General features: G+C 72.3%; 24 protein-coding genes. 13 read left to right on the top strand and 11 right to left on the bottom strand.

The features are described from left to right. Positions 1-9: 9 nt before the first annotated feature. The 5 genes from GON04_RS20865 to GON04_RS20845 all read right to left on the bottom strand — a co-directional run bounded on the left by GON04_RS20865 (position 10) and on the right by GON04_RS20845 (position 6,386). Positions 10-1,461: a Do family serine endopeptidase gene (locus tag GON04_RS20865; protein WP_157399914.1), complete on the bottom strand. Its 1,452-nt coding sequence runs from the start codon at positions 1,459-1,461 to the stop codon at positions 10-12. 419 nt (positions 1,462-1,880) lie between these two features. Next, positions 1,881-3,191 (bottom strand): ATP-binding protein, encoded by a 1,311-nt coding sequence (locus GON04_RS20860; RefSeq protein WP_157399913.1) that lies wholly within the window; start codon positions 3,189-3,191, stop codon positions 1,881-1,883. Beyond that, positions 3,188-3,847, bottom strand: a complete 660-nt coding sequence (locus GON04_RS20855; protein ID WP_157399912.1) for a response regulator — start codon at positions 3,845-3,847, stop codon at positions 3,188-3,190. Before GON04_RS20855 ends, GON04_RS20860 begins: the two co-directional genes overlap by 4 nt. 102 nt (positions 3,848-3,949) lie before the next feature. Then, the gene (locus GON04_RS20850) at positions 3,950-5,422 is read right to left on the bottom strand and encodes an anion permease (protein WP_157399911.1); all 1,473 of its coding nucleotides are present in this window, start codon (positions 5,420-5,422) and stop codon (positions 3,950-3,952) included. 19 nt (positions 5,423-5,441) lie between these two features. Beyond that, positions 5,442-6,386 (bottom strand): lactate/malate family dehydrogenase, encoded by a 945-nt coding sequence (locus GON04_RS20845; RefSeq protein WP_157399910.1) that lies wholly within the window; start codon positions 6,384-6,386, stop codon positions 5,442-5,444. Between the two features lie 252 nt (positions 6,387-6,638). On the opposite strand from GON04_RS20845, the gene GON04_RS20840 reads away from it, so the two are divergent. The 4 genes from GON04_RS20840 to GON04_RS20825 all read left to right on the top strand — a co-directional run bounded on the left by GON04_RS20840 (position 6,639) and on the right by GON04_RS20825 (position 10,142). After that, positions 6,639-7,118: an acyl-CoA thioesterase gene (locus GON04_RS20840; protein WP_157399909.1), complete on the top strand. Its 480-nt coding sequence runs from the start codon at positions 6,639-6,641 to the stop codon at positions 7,116-7,118. A gap of 14 nt (positions 7,119-7,132) precedes the next feature. After that, positions 7,133-8,395, top strand: coding sequence for a 3-oxo-tetronate kinase (gene otnK / locus GON04_RS20835; protein WP_157399908.1), 1,263 nt, complete (start codon positions 7,133-7,135; stop codon positions 8,393-8,395). After that, positions 8,392-9,057 (top strand): class II aldolase/adducin family protein, encoded by a 666-nt coding sequence (locus tag GON04_RS20830; protein ID WP_157399907.1) that lies wholly within the window; start codon positions 8,392-8,394, stop codon positions 9,055-9,057. Before otnK ends, GON04_RS20830 begins: the two co-directional genes overlap by 4 nt. A 428-nt stretch (positions 9,058-9,485) precedes the next feature. Then, positions 9,486-10,142, top strand: a complete 657-nt coding sequence (locus GON04_RS20825) for a DUF4136 domain-containing protein (RefSeq protein WP_157399906.1) — start codon at positions 9,486-9,488, stop codon at positions 10,140-10,142. A gap of 347 nt (positions 10,143-10,489) precedes the next feature. On the opposite strand, the gene GON04_RS20820 is transcribed toward GON04_RS20825, so the two are convergent. Beyond that, on the bottom strand, positions 10,490-11,296 hold the full coding sequence (locus GON04_RS20820; RefSeq protein ID WP_157399905.1) for an IclR family transcriptional regulator domain-containing protein: 807 nt from the start codon (positions 11,294-11,296) through the stop codon (positions 10,490-10,492). A gap of 77 nt (positions 11,297-11,373) precedes the next feature. On the opposite strand from GON04_RS20820, the gene GON04_RS20815 reads away from it, so the two are divergent. Genes GON04_RS20815 through GON04_RS20795 form a run of 5 tightly spaced genes read left to right on the top strand, consistent with a single transcriptional unit; the run spans position 11,374 to position 16,023 of the window. Continuing rightward, positions 11,374-12,348 (top strand): Bug family tripartite tricarboxylate transporter substrate binding protein, encoded by a 975-nt coding sequence (locus GON04_RS20815; RefSeq protein ID WP_157399904.1) that lies wholly within the window; start codon positions 11,374-11,376, stop codon positions 12,346-12,348. Position 12,349: 1 nt separating this feature from the next. Then, positions 12,350-13,594, top strand: a complete 1,245-nt coding sequence (locus GON04_RS20810; protein ID WP_157399903.1) for an aromatic ring-hydroxylating dioxygenase subunit alpha — start codon at positions 12,350-12,352, stop codon at positions 13,592-13,594. Then, positions 13,591-14,055 (top strand): aromatic-ring-hydroxylating dioxygenase subunit beta, encoded by a 465-nt coding sequence (locus GON04_RS20805; protein WP_157399902.1) that lies wholly within the window; start codon positions 13,591-13,593, stop codon positions 14,053-14,055. The genes GON04_RS20810 and GON04_RS20805 overlap by 4 nt, the downstream gene beginning before the upstream one ends. 13 nt (positions 14,056-14,068) lie before the next feature. Further along, positions 14,069-15,013, top strand: a complete 945-nt coding sequence (locus GON04_RS20800; protein WP_157399901.1) for a PdxA family dehydrogenase — start codon at positions 14,069-14,071, stop codon at positions 15,011-15,013. A gap of 8 nt (positions 15,014-15,021) precedes the next feature. Beyond that, complete coding sequence (locus GON04_RS20795) at positions 15,022-16,023, top strand: 2Fe-2S iron-sulfur cluster-binding protein (protein ID WP_157399900.1); 1,002 nt, start codon at positions 15,022-15,024, stop codon at positions 16,021-16,023. Between the two features lie 475 nt (positions 16,024-16,498). Here the strand turns inward: GON04_RS20795 and GON04_RS20790 are convergent, their stop codons facing one another. Continuing rightward, positions 16,499-17,719 carry an MFS transporter gene (locus GON04_RS20790; RefSeq protein WP_157399899.1) on the bottom strand — a complete coding sequence of 407 codons (1,221 nt, stop codon included), beginning with the start codon at positions 17,717-17,719 and terminating at the stop codon, positions 16,499-16,501. 9 nt (positions 17,720-17,728) lie between these two features. Further along, positions 17,729-17,944, bottom strand: a complete 216-nt coding sequence (locus GON04_RS20785) for an oxidoreductase-like domain-containing protein (protein WP_157399898.1) — start codon at positions 17,942-17,944, stop codon at positions 17,729-17,731. A gap of 177 nt (positions 17,945-18,121) precedes the next feature. On the opposite strand from GON04_RS20785, the gene GON04_RS20780 reads away from it, so the two are divergent. Next, on the top strand, positions 18,122-19,156 hold the full coding sequence (locus GON04_RS20780) for an RNA methyltransferase (RefSeq protein ID WP_181653691.1): 1,035 nt from the start codon (positions 18,122-18,124) through the stop codon (positions 19,154-19,156). A 16-nt stretch (positions 19,157-19,172) separates the two neighbouring features. Here GON04_RS20780 and nikR read toward each other — a convergent pair whose 3' ends face one another. Then, on the bottom strand, positions 19,173-19,580 hold the full coding sequence (gene nikR, locus GON04_RS20775; protein ID WP_157399897.1) for a nickel-responsive transcriptional regulator NikR: 408 nt from the start codon (positions 19,578-19,580) through the stop codon (positions 19,173-19,175). 132 nt (positions 19,581-19,712) lie between these two features. On the opposite strand from nikR, the gene GON04_RS20770 reads away from it, so the two are divergent. Further along, complete coding sequence (locus GON04_RS20770; protein ID WP_157399896.1) at positions 19,713-21,809, top strand: TonB-dependent receptor; 2,097 nt, start codon at positions 19,713-19,715, stop codon at positions 21,807-21,809. A 3-nt stretch (positions 21,810-21,812) separates the two neighbouring features. Here GON04_RS20770 and GON04_RS20765 read toward each other — a convergent pair whose 3' ends face one another. Beyond that, positions 21,813-22,862: a 4-hydroxythreonine-4-phosphate dehydrogenase PdxA gene (locus GON04_RS20765; protein WP_338051029.1), complete on the bottom strand. Its 1,050-nt coding sequence runs from the start codon at positions 22,860-22,862 to the stop codon at positions 21,813-21,815. Then, positions 22,859-23,833, bottom strand: a complete 975-nt coding sequence (locus tag GON04_RS20760; protein ID WP_157399895.1) for a Bug family tripartite tricarboxylate transporter substrate binding protein — start codon at positions 23,831-23,833, stop codon at positions 22,859-22,861. The genes GON04_RS20765 and GON04_RS20760 overlap by 4 nt, the downstream gene beginning before the upstream one ends. A 99-nt stretch (positions 23,834-23,932) precedes the next feature. Here GON04_RS20760 and GON04_RS20755 point away from each other — a divergent pair, with 99 nt between their 5' ends. Beyond that, on the top strand, positions 23,933-24,871 hold the full coding sequence (locus GON04_RS20755; RefSeq protein WP_157399894.1) for a LysR family transcriptional regulator: 939 nt from the start codon (positions 23,933-23,935) through the stop codon (positions 24,869-24,871). A gap of 104 nt (positions 24,872-24,975) precedes the next feature. Beyond that, the gene (locus GON04_RS20750; protein ID WP_181653690.1) at positions 24,976-25,698 is read left to right on the top strand and encodes a TSUP family transporter; all 723 of its coding nucleotides are present in this window, start codon (positions 24,976-24,978) and stop codon (positions 25,696-25,698) included. Positions 25,699-26,029: the final 331 nt, after the last annotated feature.

The following is a 26,029-nucleotide window of genomic DNA, read 5'->3' as shown; positions in this document are numbered from 1 at the left end:
CGGCTGGCGTCAGCCCAGCCGCACCGGCACGAACAGCCGGTCCTCGCCGCGCTGGATCAGCAGCGCGACCGACTTTTCGGACTTGGCCACGGCCGAGCGCACCTGGTCGACCGAGGTGGCCGGGCTGCCGTTGATGGCCAGCACCACGTCGCCGGGCTGGACACCGGCGCGCGCGGCGGCGCCCGCCACGTCCTGTACCAGCAGGCCGGCCTGGCCGACCTCGCGCTGCTCGTCACGGTCGAGCGGACGCAGCGCCAGGCCGAGGCGGCCCTGCGCCGCCGGTCCCTGCGCCTCGGCCGCGGCGGCCACCTTCTCGTTGGCCGCCGCCAGGGTCGCCGTGACGTCGACCTGCTGGCCCTGGCGCAGCACCTGCAGCTTGACCTTGTCGCCCGGGTTGGCGGTGCCCAGCGCCGCCGGCAGGTCGCCCGAGGCGACCACCGGCTGGCCGTTGACCGTGCGCACCACGTCGCCCGGCTTCAGGCCGGCCTTGTCGGCCGGGCCGCCCTTCTCGACGCCGGCGATCAGCGCGCCTTCGGGCTTGTCGAGCTTGAACGAGTCGGCGAGCGCCTGGTTCACCTCCTGCACCGTCACGCCCAGCCGTGCGTGCTGCACCTTGCCGGTCGCCACGATCTGCTGCTGCACCCGCTGGGCGAGATCGATCGGGATCGCGAACGACACGCCCTGGTAGCCGCCGGAGCGGCTGTAGATCTGCGAGTTGATGCCGACCACCTCGCCGCGCGAGTTGAACAGCGGACCGCCCGAGTTGCCGGGGTTGACGGCCACGTCGGTCTGGATGAAGGGCACCGCGCTGTCGCTGGGCAGCGTGCGGCCCTTGGCGCTCACCACGCCGGCGGTGACGGTGTTCTCGAAGCCGAACGGCGAGCCGATGGCAGCCACCCACTCGCCGGCGCGCAGCGCCTTCACGTCGCCCAGCTGTACCACCGGCAGGTTGCTGGCGTCGATCTTGAGCACGGCCACGTCGGTGCGGGCGTCGCTGCCCAGCACCTTGGCGCGGAACTCGCGCCGGTCGGTGAGCTTGACGGTCACTTCGCTGGCGTCCTGCACCACGTGCGCGTTGGTCAGGACCAGGCCGTCGGCGCTGACGATGAAGCCCGAGCCCAGGCCGGCCACCGGCACGCTGCGCTGGCCGCCGCGCGGTCCCTGCTGGAAGCGGCGCAGGAAGTCGGCCGGGTCGTCGTCGTCGCCCAGGTCGGCGGCCGAGGCCTTGCGCATGCCGCTGACGCTGATGTTGACCACGGCCGGGCCGTAGCGCTCGGTGATGCGGGCGAAGTCGGGCAGGGTGTTGGCGGCGGCCACGGGCGCGACCGGCGCCGCAGGGGCGGTGGCGGCCGGGACGGCGGCGTTGGCGTGGTGCTGCAGCAGCGCGTTGCCCGCGGCGCCACCGAAACCGGCGGCGGCCAGGGCGAGGACGAGCGGGGCGGCTTTGAGGGAGATGTTCATGTGGTCCTCTGGGAGGGATTGGGGTTAAATGGAATATCGTGTCTCGTGCTTAGGGGGGGCTTAAGACCCGAGCAGGGAACCCCCTCACCCCAACCCTCTCCCCCGAGGGGGAGAGGGGGCGGAGCTTCACGGGGTGAAGGCCGCGGCCCGTGGGGCGGGCGTGCTTGCGGCCGAAGCCGTTGGCGAATCCTTTCCGGGCGTCGTCATTGCGGGCTTGACCCGCAATCCATTTCCGGTTCGCGGTCCGTGTCCGATCCGGGTTCAGGAGATGGATGCCGGGTCGAGCCCGGCATGACAACTCCTGGGACGCCCGGCACGACTCCTGGGACGCGGCATGACCCCTGGAGCGACCGGCGTGACGCCTGGAGCGCCCGACATGTCGATCGTGCGTGCGCCGCCGCGCCGGACGACGGCGGCCGTCAGGCGGCCGGGAACCGCACCTCGACCCGTAATCCCCCCAGCCGCTCGGACCGCCCCAGGTCCACCGTGGCGCCGTGGCGTTCCGCCACCGTCCGCACGATGGCCAGGCCCAGGCCGCTGCCGGGGCCGGTGGCGTCGGGGGTGCGGTAGAAGCGGTCGAACACGCGGGCGCGCTCCGCCTCGGCGATGCCGGGCCCGTTGTCCTCGACCACCAGCGCGACGCCGCCGCCGGCCGCGGGTTCGATGGCGATGTCGACCCGGCCGCCCTCGGGCGCGTACTTGACCGCGTTCTCCAGCAGGTTGCGCAGCAGCACCAGCAGCGCATCGTGGCGGCCGCGCACCTGCGCCTCGCGTTCGGTGGCCAGGCCGACGTCGATGCGGCGCTCGTGGGCCTGCGGCAGCACCTCGGCGACGGCCTCGCGCGCCAGCTGCTGCAGTTCCACCGGCCGGGCGTCGCCCGGCGCGTCGGCCTCGGCGCGCGCCAGCACCAGCATCTGGGTCACCAGCCGGATCGAGCGCTCGATGCCGCTCTCCAGCCGCTGCACGGCGGCGTCGCGGCTGGCGTCGTCGGCGCCGCGCCGCACCGCCTGCGCCTGCAGCTTGAGCGCCGCCAGCGGCGAGCGCAGTTCGTGCGCGGCGTCGGCGACGAAGTGGCGCTGGGCGTCGAAGGCGCCCCGCACCCGCTCGAACAGCAGGTTCAGCTCGCGCACCAGCGGCAGCACCTCCTCCGGCAGGCCGGCCTCGGGCAGGGCCGACAGGTCGTCGGCCGGCCGCGCGGCGACCTGGCGGCGCATGCGTTCCACCGGCGACAGCGCCTGGTTGATCAACCACCAGACGGCCGCCATCAGCAGCGGCGTGAGCAGCGCCACCGGCAGCACCGCGCGCCAGGCCAGGCCGCGTGCCACGGCCTGGCGTGCGTCGCGGTTCTGCGCCACCTGGATGGTGTGTTCGGGCGTCTGCAGCGCGTAGACGCGGTAGTGGGTGCCCTCGACCTCGATGTCGGAAAAGCCCAGCAGCGCCTGCGCCGGCAGCACCGGCCCGACCGAGCGGAACACCTGCACGCCGTCCGGCGTCCAGATCTGCACCTGCAGGTCGACCGAGGGCGCCCGCGAGCCGGGGAACAGCGGCACGCCGTACTGGACCGACCGGGCCAGCTCGCGCAGGTGCTCGTCGAACATCGCATCGGCCTGCGCCAGCGCATTGCGGTAGGCCGTGCCGGCCTGCAGCACCGAGACCAGGGCGATGGCCGCCAGCACCAGCCAGAGCAGCTGGCGCCGCAGCGAGGGGGCGGGCCGCAGCGCGACGCTCATCGGCGCGGCACCACGTAGCCCAGCCCGCGCACGGTCTCGATCAGGTCGGCACCCAGCTTCTTGCGCAGGCCGTGCACGTAGACCTCGACGGCGTTGCTGCTCACGTCGTCCTTCCACCCGTACAGCTTCTCTTCCAGCTGGGCGCGCGAGAACACCGCGCCGGGCCGCGCAAGCATGGGCTCGAGCACGGCCCATTCGCGCGCCGACAGCTTGACCGGCTCGCCGTGCACGGTGGCTTCGCGCGTGGCCGGATCCAGCGTCACGCCCTTGTGGCTGTAGACCGGTTCGCCGCGGCCGGCGCTGCGCCGGATCAGGGCCCGGATTCGGGCCAGCAGCTCGTCGGTGTCGTAGGGCTTGACGACGTAGTCATCGGCGCCGGCATCCAGGCCGGCGATGCGGTCGCCGACGGCGTCGCGCGCGGTGGCCACCAGCACCGGGGTGGTGAGGCGCCGGGCGCGCAGGCCGCGCAGCACCTCCAGCCCGTCGCGGCGCGGTAGCCCGAGGTCGAGCAGGACCAGGTCGTAGCTGGCGGTGGCCAGCGCGGTCTCGGCCATGGCGCCGTCGCGCACCCAATCGACGGCGTAGTGCTCGGCGCGCAAGGCGTCGAGCACGGCCTCGCCGATCATGGTGTCGTCTTCGACCAGCAGCAATCGCATCGCCGTGCATTGTGCGACGGCGCTGCTTAAGCAGACCTTAGGGCGGCCGGGCCGGCCGCGGGGGACGCGGGGCGCGCGGCCCCGCGCCCGGGAGGGCTCACCTCAGATGTAGCCCAGCAGCTTCCACCAGAGCGGACCCACCGTCGTCCAGACGACGAGGTACAGCACGCTCATGATGAAGCCCGCCTTCCACCACTCTTTCTGCGTCACGTAGCCGGCGCCGAACATCACCGGCCCCGAGCCGATGCCGTACTGCGTCAGGCAGCCGTTCAGGTTGCTCAGCACGCCCAGGCCGATCGCCGCCGGCAGCGCGGGCACGCCGCCGCCGATCATCAGAGCCAGCGCCAGCGGGAACAGGGCGCTGATGTGGGCGGTGGCACTGGCGAAGAAATAGTGGATGTAGAGGTAGACGGCGGCCACCACCATGAAGATGGCCAGGCCCGGCATGCCCTGCAGGTGGGAGCTGAATTCCTTGCCGAACCAGCTGACCATGCCGTAGCTGTTCAGCTTGCCGGCCAGCATGATCAGCAGGCCGATCCAGATCATGGTGTCCCACGCGGATTTCTCCTCCAGGGCGTCCTGCCAGGTCAGCACGCGCAACAGGAACATCAGCCCCAGCCCGAGGGCGGCCGCCAGCGAGGCACCGATGTCGATCTCCTCGCCGAACACCCACAGCACGAGCAGCCCCACGAAGATCAGCGCCATCTTGATCTCGTTGGCGGACATCGGTCCCATGGCCTGCAGCTCGCGCTGGGCCAGCGTGGTGGCATCGGGCGTCTCCCGGATGTCTGGTCGCGCGACCCACATCAGGACCAACGGGATGAGTGCCATGCACAGCAGGCCTGGCACCAGCGCTGCCACCGCCCAGGTCGTCCAGCTGATCTCCACGCCCTGGTCTGCGGCCAGCTTGACGCTCAGCGGGTTGCCGGCCATGGCGGTCACGAACATGGCGGCGCTGACGATGTTGGCATGGAAGGCGCACAGGATCAGGTAGTTGCCGACCTTGGTGCGCGAGGCGTCGTCCGGCGTGCTGCCGAGCACCTCCGAGATGGCGCGCGTGATCGGCAGCAGCACGCCGCCGGCGCGGGCGGTGATGCTGGGCATCGCCGGTGCCACGATCAGTTCGGTCAGCGCCAGCCCGTAGCCCAGCCCGATGGTGCGCTTGCCCATCAGCCGCATGAACTGCAACGCCACCCGGCGGCCCAGGCCGGTCTTGATCACCCCGCGCGAGATGAAGAAGGCCAGCAGCACCAGCCAGACCAGGTCGGTGCCGGTGGACTTGACCACGTCGTCGAAGCTGATCACGCCGACCAGCGCACCCACTGTCGCGCCGATGATGGCGACGGCCGACATGGGCAGCGGCGCGGTGATGATGGCGGCGATGGTCGCGACGAACAGCGCGAACATCTGCCAGGCCTTGGGCGCCAGCCCGTCGGGCGGCGGCACCAGCCACAGCGCGATGCCGATGGCGACCGGGATGGCGATCTTCCAGAGCGTGCCGTTGAGCCCTTTCGAGGGCGGCGCGGGGGCAACGGCTTGCGGTTGGGCGGCGGGGTGGGTTGCCTGGGCGGTCATGGTGGTTCCCTTCGCGTGTTCAACCGGCCGTGATGCTGTCCGTCACGTCCTTGACGATGCGGGCGCTGCGCTGCAGGGCCTCGGCTTCGGCGCTGTCGAGTTGCGGGTAGGCCAGCAGGTGGGCGCCGCCGGCATGGACCAGCATGGGCAGCGACACGCAGACCTCCGGCACGCCCTCGACTTCGGGCTGCACCACGCCCACCGACAGCACCAGGTGGCTGTCGTGGACGATGGCCTGGCAGATGCGGCCGACGGCGCTGGCGATCCCGTAGTGGGTGGCGCTCTTGCCTTCCTTGATCAGCTTGGCGGCCTGGTGCACCGAGTCCAGCAGCAGGGCGCGGCTGGCACTCCCGAGGTCCTTGCCGGTGCGGGCCAGGAACAGCTCCAGCGGCATGCCCGCCACCGACGCCCCCGACCAGTGGATCAGCGCGGAGTCGCCGTGCTCGCCCAGCACGTAGGCGTCGATCGCCGGCGCCACCACGCCCAGGCGCTGCGAGAGCAGGGCCCGCAGGCGGGCGGTGTCCAGCGAGGTGCCGGTGCTGATCACCCGCTCGCGCGCGCAGCCCAGTCGCTTGCAGGCATAGGCGGCCAGCGCATCGCAGGGATTGGTGGCGATGACGTAGATCGCGTCCGGCGCCCGCGGCGCGAGCCGGTCGACGATGCCGCCCAGGATGGCGGCGTTGGTCTGGATGAGATCCAGGCGGGTCTGCCCCGGTTTGACGCCGACCCCGGCGGTGATGACCACGATGTCGGCGCCATCGGCATCCTCGTCGTCGCCGGCCTGGATGCGGTCGTGGCCCCAGAAGGCGGTCGCATGGGCGAGGTCCAGCGCCTGGGCCTCGGCCCGCACGCGCTCGATGTCCAGGATCACGACCCGGGCGCCGGGCATGGCCACCGCGCAGAACAGCGCCGCCGAGCCGCCGACGAGGCCGGCGCCGACGATCACGATCTTGGGCTGGCGCATGGAAACTCCGCATCCATCGGGAACTGCCACATGGCACCAGGCACCTCGTTGCCGAGGGGATGGAGCAGGGCGCTTGCGGTGGCAGGGGCGCGAAGACGCGTGGCTGCTTCCAATGCCGACGCCATCATGGGCGCGCCGGCCGGTTCCCCGCCATGGGACCTTGGTCCCACGGCCCGGCAGCCGGCCCGGGGCGCGCGTCCCCGCGCGGGGCTAAGGTAGATTCGTCCCCCCCGATCCCCCGACCGCACTGCCATGGACCTTTCCAGCCACCAGCTCACGATGACCGTGCTGATGACGCCCGACACCGCCAACTTCAGTGGCAACGTCCACGGCGGCACCATCCTCAAACTGCTCGACCAGGTGGCCTATGCCTGTGCCAGCCGCTATGCCGGCCGCTACGTGGTGACGCTGTCGGTCGACCAGGTGACGTTCCGCCAGCCGATCCACGTCGGCGAGCTGGTGACCTTCCTGGCCTCGGTCAACCACACCGGCACCTCGTCCATGGAGATCGGCATCAAGGTGGTGGCCGAGGACATCCGCACCCAGGCGGTGCGGCACGTCAACAGCTGCTTCTTCACCATGGTGGCGGTCGGCGACGACCGCAAGCCGGTCGCCGTGCCGGCGCTGGAGCTGGTCACGCCGGACCAGCAGCGGCGCTGGGCCGCCGCCGTCGCCCGCAAGGAGCTGCGGCGCGAGATGGAGGCGCGCTCGCAGGAGGTGCGGGCCGGCTGAAGGAGAATCGGCCGATGACTGCGCTCGCCCTCGGCTGCATCGCCGACGACTTCACCGGGGCCACCGACCTGGCCAACAACCTCGTGCGCGCCGGCATGCGCGCCGTGCAGACCATCGGCGTGCCCGAGGGGCCGCTCGACGCCGCCGCCGACGCGGTGGTCGTGGCGCTGAAATCGCGCACCAACCCGCCGCAGGAGGCGGTGGCGCAGTCGCTGCAGGCGCTGCGCTGGCTGCGCGAGCAGGGCGCCCGGCAGATCTACTTCAAGTACTGCTCCACCTTCGACAGCACGCCGCAGGGCAACATCGGCCCGGTGGCCGAGGCGCTGATGGACGCGCTGGGCACCGACTTCACCATCGCCACGCCGGCCTTCCCCGACAACGGCCGCACCGTGTTCAAGGGCCACCTGTTCGTCGGCGACGTGCTGCTCAGCGACTCGGGCATGCGCGACCACCCGCTCACGCCGATGCGCGATGCCAACCTGGTGCGCGTGCTGCAGGCCCAGTGCCGGCGCCGCGTCGGCCTGGTCGACCACCGCGTGGTGGCCCAGGGCCCGCAGGCGATCCGGGCCCGCTTCGACGCACTGCGCGCCGAGGGCGTGGGCCTCGCCGTCGTCGATGCGGTGTCCAACGACGACCTGCTGCGGCTGGGCCCGGCGCTGGCCGACCTGCCGCTGGTGACGGCCGGCTCCGGCGTCGCCATCGGGCTGCCGGCCAACTTCGGCCTGGCCCCCTCGCCGGCGGCGGCGGTCCTGCCACCGGCCGGCGGCCTGCGCGCCATCGTCTCGGGCAGCTGCTCGGTGGCCACCAACGCCCAGGTCAAGGCCTTCGTTGCCGCGGGCGGGGCCGCCTGGGCGGTCGACCCGCTGCGCGTCGCGGCCGGTGAAGACGTCGCCGGCGCGGCCCTGCGCTGGGCGGACGAGCGGCTCGCGGCCGGCCCGGTGCTGGTCTACGCCACCGCCGAACCGGGCGCGGTGCGCGCCGTGCAGGAGCAGCTGGGCGTGGCGGAGGCCGGCGCGCTGGTCGAGCGCACCCTGGCCGCGGTGGCGCGCGGGCTGGTCGAGCGCGGCGTGCGCCAGCTGGTGGTGGCGGGCGGCGAGACCTCCGGTGCCTGCGTGCAGGCGCTCGGCATCCGCCAGCTGCAGATCGGCGCCCAGATCGACCCCGGCGTGCCCTGGTGCCACGCCCGCGTGGCCGGTGGCGGCCTGCACCTGGCGCTGAAGTCCGGCAACTTCGGCGGCTCCGATTTCTTCACGCGCGCCTTCGAGGTGCTGGCATGACCGAGTCGCAGGCCCGCGAGGCCATCTGCCGCGCCGGCCGCAGCCTGTTCGAGCGCGGCTACGTGCATGCGACGGCCGGCAACATCAGCGTGCGGCTGGACGACGGCAGCTGGCTGATCACGCCCACCGACGCCAGCCTGGGCTTCCTGGAGCCGCAGGCGCTGGCCCGGGTCGACGCCGAGGGCAACCACCTCGCCGGCGACCGGCCGAGCAAGACGCTGGCGCTGCACCGGCGCATCGTGCAGGAGGCCGCCCGCTTCGATGCCGGCACCCGCTGCGTGCTGCACACCCACAGCACGCACTGCGTGGCGCTCAGCCTGCAGGGACAGGCCGGCGACGAACTGCTGCCGCCGCTGACGCCCTACTTCGTCATGAAGGTCGGCCGCGTGCCGCACGTGCCGTACGGCCGCCCCGGCGCGCCGGAGGTGGCCGCGGCGGTGGGCGAGACCATCGCCCGCTATGGCCAGGCCGGCCGGCCCATCCGCGCCGTGATGCTGGAGCGGCTGGGCCCGGTGGTCTGGCACGACTCGCCGGCGACCGCGATGGCGGTGCTGGAGGAACTGGAGGAGACCGCCCGGCTGCGGCTGCTGGCGGGCGAGCAGGCGCCGCTGCCCGAGGCGGCCATCGCCGAACTGCGGCAGGTGTTCGGCGCGCGCTGGTGAGGGCGGCGCCGCCGCGCGGCATCCTGCGCGTCGTCATCACGGGCTCGGCCCAGAAGGGTCAGACCCCGAAGGTCGTCATGCGGGGCTCGACCCGACATCCATCCCCGGAACGAGGCTGCATCTGTGCCACGGTCGGGAGATGGATTGCGGGTCAAGCCCGCAATGACGGGGGGTGTCATGCCCTTATCCCTGAGACAAGCCCGCAAATGGCGGGGGGTGACATACCCCTATCCCTGAGAGTCGTCATGCCGGGCTCGACCCGGCATCCATCTCCGGAACGAAACCGCACCTGAGCCAGGGTCGGGAGACGGGGCCCGCCCTGACCGGGAGGCCTGTCGTTTCGGGGCCGTTCCTACCGCGAGGAGCGCCGCGCTCCCACACGGCCCGGCCAGCAGCCATCCCGACAATGGGCCCAGCCGGAGATCGCCATGCGTTCCCTGTCCTGCCTCGCCGCTGTCGCCATCGTGGCCGCCACGCTGGGCGGCTGCGCCTCGAGCTACCGCCTCGACAGCACCGTGCAGACCTTCTCCAGCCTGGTCACCCTGCCTCCGCAACCCACCTATCGCTTCGAGCGGCTGCCCTCGCAGGCCAACACGGTCGAGCAGGCGCGGGCGGAAGCGCTGGCCGACCCGGTTCTCCGTCGCGCGGGCCTGCGGCGCGACGATGCGGCACCACGGTTTTCGGTGCAGGTCGTCGCCCGCACCCAGCCCGTGCTGTCCGCCTCGCCGCTGGGCGGAGGGTCCGGCTGGGGTTGGTGGGGCTACTGGCCTCCGATCCAGACCGCCGCGAACACTGCTTACCAGCGCGAGGTCGACGTGGTCGTGCGCGAGATTGCCGGTGGCCGGGTCGTGTTCGAGAGCAAGGCCTGGAGCGAGAACTTCTACCTGAACAGCGACGAGGTGCACGGCGCCCTGTTCGAGGCCGCGCTCACCGGCTTCCCCAACCCGCCGCCCGGGCCGCGGCTCGTGAACCTGCAGGTCCACCCCGTCGCGCTACCGCCCGGGCCGGTGCAGCCGGCGCCCGTTGCTGCGCCGTCCTCGGCCCCCCCGCCCATGGTCCAGCCCGCCGCACCGGTGACGCGGTAGCCGTGGTTCCGGGGTCGACGCCGGAAGTCGTCATCGGGAGGACCACGAGGGGCGTCATGCCGGACTTGCCCCCGAGCGTCGTCAGGCCGGACTTGAGCGTCGTCATGCCTGCCTCGACCCGAGAAAGGCGGTGCTCGCCCCAGAGACTCGTCATGCCGGGCTTGACCCGGCATCCATCCCCGGAACGAGGCCGCACCTGAACCGCGATGGGGAGATGGATTGCGGGTCAGGCCCGCAATGACGGGAGCTCGGTCAAGCCCAAAATGACGGGAGATGGTTCAAGCCCGAGAGGTGGGGCAAGCCCGCAATGACGGAAGCGCGCGGCAACATGGACCAGCCCCTCCGCCCTATTCCTTCACCAACCGCTCCGCCAACCGGTCCCGCGCCTTCAGCAGCACCGGCAGGAAGGCGTCGCGGAATTCGGCCATGGTCATGCGTTCGGCACGCACCGAGATGCTGAGCGCGCCGATGGTGGTGCCGTCGCGGTCGAAGGCGGGCACGGCCATCGAGCGCACGCCCAGCTCCAGCTCGCCGTCGCTGGCCGACCAGCCCTGGCGGCGGCCCAGCGCCACGCACTCGAGCACCCCGCGCACGTCGTGGACGGTGCGCGGCGTCAGCGGTGCGCGCTCCATGGCCCGCACGCGGCGCTCGGCCTCGGCCGGCGGCAGGCTGGCCAGCAGCGCGCGGCCGATCGCCGAGCAATAGGCCGGCAGCCGCGAACCGATGCCCAGGCCGGTCGACAGGCTGCGCCGCGCCGTCGAGCGGGCGATGATCAGCACGTCGTCGCCGACCAGCTTGCCCAGCGTGGCCGACTGGCGCGTGCGCTCGGACAGCGCGTCCAGCAGCGGCTGGGCCAGCTGCGGTGTCGGGCGTGACGACAGGTAGGCGTGGGCCACCAGCAGCGCGCGCGGGCCGACCCAGAAGCGCTTGCCGTCCGACTCGAGGTAGTCGAGCGCATGCAGGGTGTACAGCGAGCGCCGCGCCGACGCCGGCGAACTGCCGGTCAGGCGCGCCACCTCCGACAGCGTGAGCTTGCTGGCCTGGCGCGAGAAGCAGGTCAGCACCTCCAGGCCCTTGCCCAGCGAGGCGACGAAGTTCCGGTCGCGCTCGCTGTCAAGCGCGGATGTCAGGGCGGGCGGCGATTTCTTGCGCATGGCGCAATTCTGGCTTGGCGCGGCCCACCGGACGCCGCACACTGCGGGTTCGGATTCCAAGCACTCCTGGAGACACCATGACCCTGAACCGCCGCGCCGCCCTGGCGCTGACGGCCGCCACGCTCGGCGCCCCCTTCGGCGCCGCCCCCGCGCTGGCCCAGACTTCCAAGCCGCTGAGGCTCGTCGTGCCATTCCCGGCCGGCGGCACGGCCGACATCCTGCCGCGCGTGCTGGCCGAGAAGGCCAAGGACGCCTACCCGGCCGGCATCGTGGTGGAGAACAAGTCGGGTGCCGGCGGCAACATCGGCGCCGAGTTCGTCTCCCGGTCCGATCCCGACGGCAGCACCTTCCTGGTGTCGCCGCCGGGCCCGATCGCGATCAACCACCACCTGTACAAGTCGCTCACGTTCGATCCCACCCGGTGGGTGCCGGTGACGGTGATCGCCACCGTGCCCAACGTGCTGGATGTCAGCACCAAGCTGCCGGTGAACAACCTGGCCGAGTTCATCGCCTACCTGAAGGCCAACCCGCGCAAGGTGAGCTACGCCTCCCAGGGCAATGGCTCCACCTCCCACCTGACGGCCGAACTGTTCATGCAGGCGACCGGCACCGAGATGGTCCACGTGCCGTACAAGGGCACGGCGCCGGCGCTGGTCGACATCGTCGGCGGCGTGGTCGACGTGTTCTTCGACAACCTGAGCTCCTCGGTCGCGTTCCACAACGGCGGCAAGCTGCGCATCCTGGCGGTGGCCGACCAGAAGCGCTCGCCGCTGCTGCCGGCGGTGCCGACCTTCGTCGAGTCCCGGCTGCCGGAGATGGTGGCCGTCACCTTCTTCTCCATCGTGGCCCCGCCCGGCACGCCGCGCGAGGTGGTCGAGCACGCGCACAAGGTGTTCTCGGCCGCGGTGCAGGCGCCCGACACGCAGAAGAAGTTCGCCGAGCAGGGCGCCACGCCGGCGGGCTGGAGCCCGGCGCAGTCGGGCGAGTTCATCCGGGCCGAGTCGGCCCGCTGGAGCCGCGTCATCAAGGGCGCCAACGTCAAGGTCGAATGACATGAGCGAACAAGTCATCCAGTGGCACGGCGCGGGGCTCACCCGCGTGCCGTACGCCGTCTACACCGACGCCGCCATGGCGCGCGTGGAGCAGGAGCGCGTGTTCCGCGGCGCGACCTGGAACTACCTGTGCCTGGACGTCGACCTGCCCGAAGGCGGCAGCTACCGCACCACCGCCGTGGGCGAGACGCCGGTCATCGTGGTCAAGGACGACGACGGCGAGATCTACGCCTTCGAGAACCGCTGCGCCCACCGCGGCGCGCTGCTCGCGCTGGAGAAGTCCGGCACGGTGAAGGACTTCCAGTGCGTTTACCACGCCTGGAGCTACAACCGCCAGGGCGACCTGGTCGGCGTCGCCTTCGAGAAGGGCGTCAAGGGGCAGGGCGGCATGCCGGCCTCGTTCTGCAAGGAGGAGCACGGGCCGCGCAAGCTGCGCGTGGCGGTCTTCTGCGGGCTGGTGTTCGGCAGTTTCAGCGAGGACGTGCCGCCGATCGAGGAATACCTGGGCGAGGAGATCTGCGCCCGCATCGAGCGCGTGCTGCACAAGCCGGTGCAGGTCATCGGCCGCTTCACCCAGGCCCTGCCGAACAACTGGAAGCTGTATGTGGAGAACGTCCGGGACAGCTACCACGCCAGCCTGCTGCACCTGTTCTTCACCACCTTCGAGCTGAACCGGCTGTCGCAGAAGGGCGGGGTCATCGTCGACGAGAGCGGCGGCCACCACGTGAGCTTCTCGATGATCGACCCGGCCGCGGCCGACGCCTCGTACAAGGAGCAGGGCCTGCGCTCCGACCACGACCGCTACCGCCTGAAGGACCCCACGGTGCTGGCCGGCTTCACCGAGTACGACGACGGCATCACGCTGCAGATCCTGTCGGTGTTCCCCGGCTTCGTGCTGCAGCAGATCCAGAATTGCCTGGCCGTGCGGCAGGTGCTGCCCACCGGCCAGGACCGGACCGAGCTGAACTGGACCTACCTCGGCTACGCCGACGACACCCCCGAGCAGCGCGGCATGCGGCTGAAACAGTTGAACCTGGTGGGGCCGGCCGGCTTCATCTCGATGGAGGACGGGGCCGTCGGCGGCTTCGTGCAGCGCGGCATCGCCGGCGCCCAGGAGCTGGAGGCCATCGTCGAGATGGGCGGCGACGGCACGGAGTCCAGCGAGGGCCGGGCCACCGAGACCTCGGTGCGCGGCTTCTGGAAGGCCTACCGCGCCCACATGGGCATCGATGGGGGCACGGCATGATCGACCTGCTGCGCCTGTGCGCCTTCAACGCGGCCTACGCCCAGGCCATCGACAACGACGAGCTGGAGCGCTGGCCGTCCTTCTTCGCCGAGCGCTGCCTGTACCGGATCACCAACGTGGAGAACGAACGCGAGGGGCTGCCGGCGGGCATCGTCTACGCCGATTCGCGCGCCATGCTGGAAGACCGCATCGCCGCGCTGCGCGAGGCCAACATCTACGAGCGGCAACGCTACCGCCACCTGCTGGGCATCCCGGTGGTGGCGTCGGCCGATGCCGGCGGGGCCGTCGCGACCACGCCGTTCCTGGTGGCGCGCATCATGGCCACCGGCGAGACCATGGTGTTCGCCAGCGGCGAATACCGCGACCGCTTCGTGCTGGCCGGCGACCAGCTCCTGCTGGCCGAGCGCGTGGCGGTGTGCGACAGCACCGTGACCGACACGCTGCTCGCGCTGCCGCTGTGAGGACGGATCGACGATGACCCGCCGCATCGCCATCACGCTGGGCGACCCCAACGGCATCGGGCCGGAGATCGTGTTGCGGGCCTTGGCCGCGCTGGGGGACGACCCCCGGGTGCGCGCCGCCGTGTTCGGCCCGCCCGAGGTGCTCGCGCGCGCCGCCGCCGTCACCGGCCTGCAGGCGCTGCTGGCGCGGCTGGACGTGCGGCCCGCCGGCGCCATCGATCCGTCCGCCGCCCGTTTCGGCGAGGTGAACGCGCAGGCCGGCGTCAGCGCGGTCGCCTCCGCCACCGCCGCCATCCAGGCCTGCCGCGCCGGCGAGTTCGACGCCGTCGTCGCGGGCCCGCACCACGAGACCGCGATCGCACTGGCCGGCATCCCGTTCAGCGGCTACCCGTCGCTGGTGGCGCGCGTGTGCGGCCAGCCCGAAGGCAGCGTGTTCCTGCTGCTGGTGGGCGGCGGGCTGCGCATCGTGCACGTCACCCTGCACGAGAGCGTGGCCACCGCGCTGGCGCGCATCACGCCCGAGCTGGTGGAGGCGGCGACGCTGGCCGGCGTGCGGGCCTGCCGCCTTCTGGGCCTGCAGGCGCCGCGGGTGGCGCTGTTCGGCATCAACCCGCATGCGTCGGAAGGCACCCTGTTCGGTCCCGAGGACCAGCAACTGGTGCTGCCGGCGGCCGACCGCCTGCGCGCGGCCGGGCTGGACGTCACCGGACCGCAGGGCGCCGACGTGCTGCTGGCCGGCCGCGCCCACGACCTGTACGTGGCGATGCTGCACGACCAGGGGCACATCCCGGTCAAGCTGCTGGCGCCGCAGGGCGCCAGTGCGCTGTCGATCGGCGCCGACGTGGTGCTGGGCTCCACGGGGCACGGCAGCGCGATGGACATCGCCGGCACCGGTACCGCGCGGCCCGACGCCCTGCTGCGCAGCCTGCGCCTGCTGGCCGGCCTGGCCGGGGAGTGACAGCCACCATGGGACACCAGATCCGCATCGCCGGCAGCGACGTGCAGTTCGCCTGCGCGCCCGGCCAGACCATCCTCGACGCCGCGCTGGGCGCCGGCATCGAGATGCCCTATTCCTGCCGCAAGGGCGTGTGCGGCAACTGCGCCGGCACCGTCACCCGCGGCGAGGTGGCGGGGCCGCCGCCCAACGACGCTACCCCGCCCGGCCAGCAGCTGTTCTGCCAGTGCACGCCGTGCAGCGACCTCGAGATCGTGCCCGAGGCCTGGCAGCGCATCGATCCGACGGCGCGCAAGACCTTCACCGCCAAGGTGTTCCGCAACACGCTGGTGGCGCCCGACGTCAGCCTGCTGCAGCTGCGGCTGCCGGCCGGCAAGCGCGCCCGATTCAAGGCCGGGCAGTACCTGCAGGTGCAGTTGCCCGACGGCACCCGCCGCTCGTATTCGATGGCGAACCCGCCGCACGAGAGCGACACGCTGCAGCTGCACGTGCGCCACGTGCCGGGCGGCCGCTTCTCGCAGCAGGTGGTGCTGCTGCAGCCGGGCGACACGCTGGACGTCGAGCTGCCCTACGGCACCTTCGAACTGCGCGAGGCCTCGGCCGCGCCGATGCTGTGCGTGGTGGGCGGCACCGGTTTCGCGCCGGTGAAGTCGCTGCTGGACGACCTGGCCAGGCGCCGCATCGACCGCGAGGTGACGCTGGTCTGGGGCGGCCGCGACGCCGGCGGCCTGTACCTGCTGCCGGCCGTCGAGCGCTGGCGCAAGGTGCTGCCGCGCTTCCGCTTCCTGCCGGCGCTGGAAGACGCCGCGGCGGCGCAGTCGCTGCAGGGCTTCCACGGCCGGGTCGACGAGGCGGTGCGGCGCGAGTGCCCGCCGCTGGCCGGCCACGAGGTGTACTGCTGCGGCTCGCCGGCCATGGTGGCGGCGGTGAAGAAGGCCTGTGTGAACGACAAGGGGCTGGACCCGCACCACTTCTTCAGCGATGTGTTCGTCGATGGGCCGGCAACGCCCTGAGGCAGCCGGGACGGCGCCTACCCTGGTCTCGTCATGCCGGGCTCGACCCGGCATCCATCTCCGGAACGAGGCCATCCCTGAACCGCGCTTGGGAGTTGGATTGCGGGTCCCGCAATGACGGCGAGGGGGCATGCCGGGCTCACCCCTGGATTCGCCACGCCGGGCCTGACCCTAGTCTCGTCATGCCGGGCTCGACCCGGCATCCATCTCCGGAACGAGGCCCACCCGAACCGCGATTGGGAGATGGATTGCGGGTCAAGCCCGCAATGACGAGGAAGGGGGCATGCCGGGCTCACCCCTGGACTCGTCATGCCGGGCCTGACCTTGGACTCGTCATGCCGGGCTCGACCCGGCATCCATCCCCGGAACGAGGCCGCACCCGAACCGCGATTGGGAGATGGATTGCGGGTCAAGCCCGCAATGACGGGGAAAAGTGAGCATGCCGGGCTCGAAACCTGGCACCCACCCCGGTCACCTAAACCGGCGTGCCGCCGCCCCGCCGGCCGCGCCACAGCGCCGCCGCGCACACCGCCAGTGGAACGGCCAGCGCGATGAAGCTGGCGCGGTAGCCGCCGAACGCGCCCGACAGGCCGCCGAACAGCGGCGGGCCGAGCACGTTGCCCAGGAAGGTGATGGCCAGGGTGCCGCCGGTCGCCATGCCGGCCTTGCCGGGCGGTGACTGGCGCGCCACCTCGGCCAGGTAGATGCCGTTCCAGCCGATCGCCGAGGCGCCGAACACGAACAGGATCGCCATCACCAGCAGGTGCGGGGCCCCGGCCGGCAGGAAGGCCGTGGCCAGCGCCGATGCCGCCATCAGCCCGCCCAGGAAGGCCAGCGTGGGGCGGGCCCCGGTCCAGCGGTCGGCGACCCAGCCCCACCAGACCCGGCCCAGCACGCCGCCGAGCTGCGAGATCGACAGCAGCGCGCCCGCCGCGACGAGGCCGTAGGCGAGGCTGTCGGTGAGGAAGGTCACCAGGTAGGTGGTGAGCGACAGCTGCGCGACCGAGAACACGAGCGAGCACCAGGCCAGCATGCGCAGCATGGGCTCGCCCAGCACCAGCCGCACCGGCTCCAGGATGTTGCCCAGGGCCAGCGGCCGCGCCGGGTTGCGGTCGTCGTCGAAGCCGGCGCGCAACGACTGCGCCACCAGCGCGCACGCGATGCAGGCGGCGCCGACCAGCAGCAGCGCCAGCTGCCAGCCGAACCGCAATTGCAGCGTCGGCACGATGGCGCCGGCCAGGGCGCCCCCCAGCGGCACGCCGGTCTGCTTGATCGAGAACACCAGCGACATGCGGTGGGCCGGCGTGGTGCGCGCCAGCAGGTGCGAGCTGGCCGGCGTGATCGGGCCGTAGCCCAGGCCGACCAGCACCGCGCCGACGATGAGGGCGGCCGGCACCGGGACCGTGCACAAGGCCAGGCCGGCCGCGCACACGACCAGCCCGGCCTGGCTGGTGCGGATACTGCCGTAGCGGGCCACCGCCGCGCCCGAGGCCAGGCTGGCCAGGATGGCGCCGAGGTAGGCCACGGCCACGTACAGGCCGATGTAGGCCGCGGAGACCCCCACCGCCTCGGCGACCCGGGGTGCCATGGCGGGCATGGCCAGCAGCGCCATGGCCACCATGGCCTGGATCGCGAGGGTGATGGCAAGGGGTGCCCAGCCGTTGTCGTCGTTTGCAGCGGCTCGTCGTTCTGTCATGGGGGGACTCTACGGTACGCGCGCGAGCAGCTCGCCCGCATCGTCCAGCCACCAGCCGACGGCGGCGAACCAGCCTTCCCAGACGCAGCCGTTGCAGCCGCGGCCGCAGCAGGTGGTGGGGTCGGGCGGGGGCGGACGGAAGGCCAGCGCCCGGGCCTGCAGCAGCGACTGCATGCCCGCGATGCGCTCGCGCGCCGCGCCGGCGTCGCCGAATGCCTCCTGCATCAACCCGGCATTCCCATGGTCCGGGCGCCGGACCGGCTGCTGCCGGACGCGAGGGAGAGCGTCGGGGTGTGGCGGAAGGGCGTGCGGGGCATGGACTTTTGCAGGAGAGCGCGGATTGTGCCGCGCCCGGCGCGCCCGACCGAAGCTGAGCACACGCCGGTCCGCTAAGCTCGACCCGTGCACCAGCTTTCCGACGTGCGCCAGCGCCTGGCCGCGCTGGGCGCCCAACCCTCCCATGCGCAGCGCGTCCTGCGCCTGTGGTCCAACGCCCTGCCGCAGGACAGCGGCAAGCGCGCCCTCGACGACTTCCTGCCGCGCCGCCTGCGCGAGGCCCTGCCCGGGCTCACGGCCGACCTGGCGGCGCTGGCCGTGCTCGACTCGCGCCACGACGCCGACGACGGCTCCAGCCGCCTGCTGGTGAAGCTGGCCGACGGCCAGGCCTGCGAGAGCGTGCTGCTGCCGCGCGGCGGCCTGTGCGTGTCGAGCCAGATCGGCTGCGCGGTGGGCTGCCGGTTCTGCATGACGGGCCGGGAAGGCCTGATCCGGCAGATCGGCAGCGCGGAGATCGTGGCGCAGGTGGCGCTGGGCCGCGCGCTGCGGCCGGTGCGCAAGGTGGTGTTCATGGGCATGGGCGAGCCGGCCCACAACCTGGCCAACGTGATGGACGCGATCGAGCTGCTCGGCACCGCCGGCGGCATCGGCCACAAGAGCCTGGTGTTCTCCACCGTCGGCGACGAGCGGGTGTTCGAGCGCCTCCCGCAGGGGCCGGTGAAGCCGGCGCTGGCGCTGTCGCTGCACACCACGCGCGAGGACCTGCGCGCCGAGCTGCTGCCGCGCGCGCCGCGCATCGCGCCGGCCGACCTGGTGGAGGCAGGCGACCGCTATGCGCGCGCCACCGGCTACCCGATGCAGGTGCAGTGGACCCTGCTGGAGGGCGTGAACGACAGCGACGAGGAGCTGGCCGGCATCGAGCGGCTGCTGCGCGGGCGCTATGCGGTGCTGAACATGATTCCCTACAACAGCGTCCCCGACCTGCCGTACCGCCGGCCGACGTGGGAGAAGGCCGCCGCCATCGCCCGCCACCTGCACCGGCGCGGCGTGCTGACCAAGCTGCGCAATTCCGCCGGCCAGGACGTGGAGGGCGGCTGCGGCCAGCTGCGCGCGCGGGCGGCGCGGCCGGTGCGCTTCCAGCCGCGCACCGCCGCCGGCTAGCGGCCCATCGGGCGCTTCAGGCGTCGTCCAGCGGCACCAGGTGCAGGTTGCCCTGGCGCACGCCGCGCTGGGCCAGCACCTGCTGCGCGAACGCCTGCACCTGGCTGGCCGGCCCGCGCAGGATGGCGGTCTCGACGCACAGGTGGTGGCCGAGGTGCGCGTGCATGGTCGACACCGTGAGGTCGTGGTGGTCGTGCTGCATGTCCGCCAGCCGGTTGGCGGTGGTGCGCTCGTGGTGGTCGTACAGGTAGGTGAGGGTGGCAACGCAGGGCGCGTCGGGCTGCGCCTCGACGATGGCCTGCCCCAGCTCGCGGCGCAGCAGGTCGCGGAAGGCCTCGGAGCGGTTCTCGTAGCCGCGCGCCTGCACCAGGGTCTCGAAGTCGGCGGCGAGGTCGTCCTCGACGGAGATGGTCAGTCGTTGCATCGGGGCAGTGTGCCCTGTCGCGCTGACACGCCGGCGTCATTGTGACGACCTACAATTTCTTCATACTGCCGCATCCGGTCCTGTGCGGACCGCGTACCAGAAGCAGTCCATCCCGAGAGAGGTTGTCCCCTGATGCCCCCGTTTCCGCGGCGCGCGCCGCTGGCCGCCGCCGTCGCCCTGTCGCTGGCCGGCGCGGCCCAGGCCCAGGTGCAGGCACCGTCCGCCGGCACGCTGCCGGGCGTGACCATCCAGGGCAACTACGACAACGCCGTCGGCTCGTCCGACGCCGCCAGCCAGGGCGTGGTGACCTCGCGCCTGCTGGAAAGCCGGCCCACGCTGCGGCCGGCCGAGGTGCTGGAGTTCGTGCCCGGCGTCATCGTCACGCAGCACTCGGGCGACGGCAAGGCCAACCAGTACTTCCTGCGCGGCTTCAACCTGGACCACGGCACCGACTTCGCGACCAGCGTGGATGGCATGCCGGTCAACATGCCCAGCCACGCGCACGGGCAGGGCTACAGCGACCTGAACTGGCTGATCCCCGAACTGGTCGACCGCATCGCCTACCGCAAGGGGCCCTACTACGCCGACGAGGGCGATTTCTCCTCGGCCGGCGCGGCCCACATCCGGCTGTTCGACACGCTGCCGCAGGGCCTGGCCCAGCTCACCGTCGGCCAGCGCGGCTACGGTCGCGGGCTGGTCGCCGGCAGCACCGGCCTGGCCACCGGCAACCTGCTGTACGCGTTCGAGGCCGCCCACAACGACGGCCCCTGGCAGAACCCCGAGAAGTTCCACCGCACGAACGCGGTGCTGCGCTACAGCCTGGCCGAGGGGCCGACCCGCTGGTCGGTCACCGGCATGGCCTACAACGCCGGCTGGAACGCGACCGACCAGATCCCGCAGCGCGCGGTCGATGCCGGCCTGATCGACCGCTTCGGCGCCGTCGACCCCACGGACGGCGGCCGCACGGCACGCTACAGCCTGTCGTTGGACGCCACGCACCGCGTGCACGGCGGCGAGTGGAAGGCCAACGCCTACCTGGTGCGCTCGCGGCTCGACCTGTTCTCCAACTTCACCTTCCTGCTGGACAACCCGGCCGACGTGCCCGCAGCCGCCACCGGCATCAACGGCGACCAGTTCGCGCAGAGCGAGCGGCGCACGGTGGCCGGCGGCGCCGCCAGCCGGCGCTGGGAGACGCCCATCCTGGGCCGCGACGGCAACACCACCGTGGGCGTGCAGCTGCGCCAGGACCGGCTCGACCCGGTGGGCCTGTACAGCACCGAGGCGCAGGTGCGGGCCGCCACCATCCAGGAGAGCCGGGTGCGCCAGTCCAGCGTCGGCGTCTGGGCGCAGAACGACACGCAGTGGCTGCCCTGGCTGCGCGGCGTGCTGGGCCTGCGCACCGACCACTACGACTTCGACGTCACCAGCTCGATCGCGCAGAACAGCGGCCGGCGCAGCGCCGACCTCACGTCGCCCAAGCTGTCGCTCATCTTCGGGCCGTGGGCGAAGACCGAGTACTTCCTGAACGCCGGGCGCGGCTTCCACAGCAACGACGCGCGCGGCACCGTCACGCACCTGACGCCGCGGGAACTGCAGCCGACCGACCCGTCGACGCCGCTGGTGCGCACCAAGGGCGCCGAACTGGGCGTGCGCACCGAGATCATCCCGGGCGTGCAGAGCTCGCTGGCGCTGTGGCAGCTGGAGCTCGATTCCGAACTGGTGTTCTCGGGCGACGCCGGCGACACCGAGCCCAGCCGCGCCAGCCGGCGCCAGGGCATCGAGTGGAACACGCACTGGCAAGCCGCCTCCTGGCTGCTGCTCGATGCCGACCTGGCGTTCTCCAAGGCACGCTTCACGCAGGACGATCCGGCCGGCAACCACGTGCCGGGCGCGGTGGGCAAGGTGGCCTCGGTGGGCGCCACCGTCACACAGTACGGGCCCTGGTTCGGCCAGTTCCAGCTGCGCTACTTCGGCCCGCGGCCGCTGATCGAGGACAACTCCCAGCGGTCGGCCTCGACGACGCTGGCCTACCTGCGGGTGGGCTACCGCGTCACGCCGAAGCTGAAGCTGGCGCTGGACGTGTTCAACCTGTTCGACCGCAAGGCCAGCGACATCGACTACTTCTACGTGTCGCGGCTGGCCGGCGAGCCGCTGGCCGGCGTGGCCGACCGCCACTTCCACCCGGTGGAGCCGCGCAGCCTGCGGCTGACGCTGAGCGCGAACTACTGAGGCTCAGGCCGCCAGCGCCGCCGCCGCGGCCGGCTCCAGCAGCTGCGTGGCCATGCGCACGCACAGGTCGAAGGCCTGCTGCAGGCCTTCGACGCGCGCGATGCCCTTGCCGGCGATGTCGAACGCGCTGCCGCTGGCCGAGGTGGTGACGGGCACCGGCAGGCCGCCGTGCACCGTCACGCCGCGCTCGAACCCCATCAGCTTCATCGCGATCTGGCCCTGGTCGTGGTACATCGAGACCACGGCGTCGAAGTCGCCGCGGCGCGCCGCGATGAACACGGTGTCGGGCGACCACGGGCCCGTGACCGCCAGCCCGGAGGCCGCGAGCTCGCGCACCGCCGGCGCGATGAGCTCGATCTCCTCGGTGCCGATCGAGCCGCCGTCGCCGGCGTGCGGGTTGAGGCCGGAGACGGCGATGCGGGGCCTGGATAGCCCGGACTGCACCAGCGCGTCGTGCAGCAGGTGCACCGCCTGCTTCACCGCCTCCGGCGTGATGAGGCCGGCCACTTCGCGCAGCGGCACGTGCGAGGTGACACGCGACGTCCACAGGTCGCCGGTGACGTTGAACTCGCAGGTGAAGGTCTGCACGCCGAACCGGTCCTGCAGGAAGCGCAGCTCGTCTTCCTGCTGCATGCCGGCCACGCGCAGCGAATGCTTGTTGAGCGGGGCGAACACGATGCCGTCGACCAGGCCGGCGCGGGCCGCGGCCGTCGCCGCCTCCAGCGAGCCCAGCACCGAACGGCCGGCGTCCTCGCGGCTCTCGCCCAGCGGTGGCTCGGCGGCCAGCGCGCGCGGGACGGTGAGGTGGGTGATGCGGCCGGGCTCGAAGTGCAGGCTCTCGAGCGAGCCGATCTCCAGCCGGGGCAGGGTGGTGCCGGCGATGCGCTCGCCGGCGGCCATCGCGACGGGGTCACCGATCAGCAGCAGCTCGGCGGCGTCGCGGTTGCCGGGGAGCGCGAGCAGGCGCGCTGCCATTTCCGGGCCGACACCGCAGGGGTCGCCCGGCAGCACCGCGATGCGCGGCTTGCGGCGGGTGGGGGCGGGCTGGTTCACGATCCCTCCGCCTTGATGTTGGCGTCGCGCACCAGCTTGCCGTAGCGGTCGAACTCGCTGCGGTTCATCTCGCTGAACTGCTCCAGGCTGATGGTTCCCACCTCGCCGCCCAGACCCTTGATGCGGGCCTGCACGTCGGGCAGCTTCAGCACGCGGCCCAGCTCGGCCACCAGCTTGTCGACCGAGGCCTTGGGCGTGCCGGCGGTGACGTACAGGCCATACCAGGTCTGCACGTCGGCATTGCGGATGCCCTGTTCGGCCAGCGTGGGCACGTCGGGCAGTTCGGCGGCGCGGCGCTCGGCGGTGACGGCCAGGGGGCGGAATTTGCCGGCCCGGATCTGGCCCATGGCCGACGAGGTGGAGTCGAACATCATGGTCACCTCGCCCGAGATGACGTCCACGTGGGCCTGCGAGCTGCCCTTGTACGGCACGTGGGTCGCCTTGCCGTTGGTGGCCAGCGCGAAGGCCTCGCCGGCGATGTGCTGGGTGCTGCCGATGCCGGACGAGGCGTACTTCAGGTCGCCGCTGCCCATGGCGCCCACCAGGTCCTTGACCGTCTTGTAGGGGCTGGTGGCGGGGACCACCAGCACGTTGGGCATCACCGCGACCAGGCCCACCGGCTGCAGGTCCTTCAGCGGGTCGAATTTCAGCTTGAGCAGGTGGGGCGCGATGGCCTGGCCGGTGTTGGTGGCCAGCAGCAGCGTGGTGCCGTCGGCGGCGGCGCGGGCCGTGACCTCGGCGGCGATGGTGTTGGACGCGCCGGGCCGGTTCTCCACCACCACCGACTGCTTGAAGTCGGCGGCGAACTTCTCGGCCAGCAGGCGCGCCAGGATGTCGGTGCCGCCGCCGGGCGAGGCGCCCACCATGATGCGCAGCGGCTTGTCGGGATAGCCCTGGGCCAGGGTGGCCAGCGGCATGGCGGCCAGGGTGGCGGCGGCGAGCCCGAGCAGGGCCAGTCGGCGTGAGGTCATCGGTGTCTCCAGTGTCGTTGTGCGATCGCCCACGGAGGGTACGGCGAGCCCCGCCGCCGATCCAATGACAATTGCGCACCCACCCATCCCATTTTCGACATGGCAACTTCCCCGCCCGTCTCCGACGAAGCGCTGCTCCTGCGGCTGCGCACGCGCCAGCTGCTGCTGGTGGCCCTGGTCGGCCGCGAACGCCAGCTGGGCCGCGCCGCCGAGGCCATGGGCCTGACCCAGCCCGCGGCCACCCGGCTGCTGCGGCAGGCCGAGGACACGCTGGGCGCGCACCTGTTCGAGCGCCAGGCGCGCGGCATGGAGCCCACCGCCGCCGGCGAGGTGGTCATCCGCTATGCGCGCCAGCTGCTGGTGGACTTCGGCGTCGCTCGCGAGCAGCTCGCCGCGCTGGGGGCGGGGCTGGCGGGGCACCTGCGCATCGGCAGCGTGCCCGGTGCCCTGCCGCAGCTGCTGGCGCCGGTGCTGGCCGACTACAAGCGCCGCCACCCGCGGGTCGCGGTGTCGGTGCTGGTGGAGACCAGCGACGCGATGCTGGAGCGCCTGCGCGGCGGCGAGGTCGACCTGGTGCTGGGGCGCCCGCTGGAGAGCCTGTTCGGCGACGACCTCGACAGCCGCCTGCTGCTGGAGGAGCCGCAGGTCGTGGTGGTGCGCGACGGCCACCCGCTGCTGGCCCGCAAGCGCCTGGCGCTGGCCGACCTGCTGGCCTGGCCCTGGGTGCTGCAACCGCCCGGCTCGCCGCAGCGCACGCGGCTGGAAACGGCGCTGGCGGAGGCCGGGCTGGCGGTGCAGCTGGACATGATCGAAACGGCATCGACTGTCGCCACCACCGCGCTGCTGGCGGCCAGCGACCGGCTGGCCATCATGCCGGCCTCGCTGGCGGCGCATTACGCCGGGCTGGCCGGCCTGAAGGTGCTGAAGGTGGCGCTGCCGCTGCGCCTGCCTTCGATCCACCTCGTCACGCGCCGCCGCCGCGCGTTGCCACCCGCCGCCGAGGCGTTCGTGCGCGAGCTGCTGGCCGGCCGCCGCTAGGGGCTGTCGGTGGCGCAGGTGCGCGTCGCAAGGCGGGCATTCCCCGGCCGGCCGGCCCGGGATTTGGCCTAGAGTCCAGTGCTCGACAGCAGGAGGGGCAGGGCGTGGATTACGTGATGGTGCTGGTGGTGGGCCTGGTGGCCGGCACGGTGGGCGGAGTGGTCGGCACGGGGTCGTCGCTGATCCTCATGCCGGTGCTGGTGCTGGCCTGGGGGCCGGTGGAGGCCGTGCCGGTGATGGCCATTGCCGCCTTCCTGGGCAACCTGGGCCGGGTGGCGGCGTGGCGGCGCGACGTCGACTGGCGCGCCGCCGGCGCCTATGCGGCCACCGCCATCCCGGGCGCGGTGCTGGGCGTGCGCACGCTGCTGGCCGTGCCGCCCGGGCTGGTGGAAACGGCGCTGGGCCTGTTCTTCCTGGCCATGATTCCGGCCCGCCGCTGGCTGGCCCGGCGCGCGTTCAAGCTGTCGCTCACGCACGTGCTGCTGCTCGGCGCCCCCATGGGCTTCCTCACCGGCGTCGTCGTCTCGACCGGGCCGCTCACGGTGCCGCTGTTCACGGCCTACGGACTGGATCGCGGCGCCCTGCTGGGCACCGAAGGCCTGGGCTCGCTGGCGATCTACGGCGCCAAGGTGGCCGCCTTCCGCGGCTTCGGCGCGCTGCCGGCCAAGGTGGTGCTGGAAGGCCTGCTGGCCGGCGGGGCCATGATGGCCGGCTCGTTCGCCGGCCGCGCGGTGGTGCTGGCGTTGAAGCCGAACACGTTCCGGTTGCTGATCGACGGGTTGATGGGGCTGTCGGGGGTGACGTTGTTGTGGGCGGCGATGCGGTGAGAAGGGGCGCGACTCTTGCCGGTGCCGACACGGACTGGCAGACTTGCTGAAACAAAACTAGCAGGTCGACCGAGCGGTGTGAGCAGGGGGGTAGGTCTAGCAAGGGCCAATCAGCGCCATTGCTTGATCCAGGTCTCGGAATCGACGACCTGATCGCAGAGGGAGGACTAAATGCTATTGCGACAAGCACCTAGGCGCGAGCCAGCCGGCAAGGGAACTCACAGACGTAGGGTTGCTTCGGGAACTTCTCTCATAGGAGTCAATGTGGCTTCCATCGAGCACATCATCACACGGGCGATCAGCCCGTCCAGCGTCCGCCCGGATGGTTGGC

The organism is Ramlibacter pinisoli (genome assembly GCF_009758015.1).
Classification (GTDB): Bacteria; Pseudomonadota; Gammaproteobacteria; order Burkholderiales; family Burkholderiaceae_C; genus Ramlibacter; species Ramlibacter pinisoli.
This window is presented reverse-complemented; position numbering and strand designations above follow the sequence as displayed.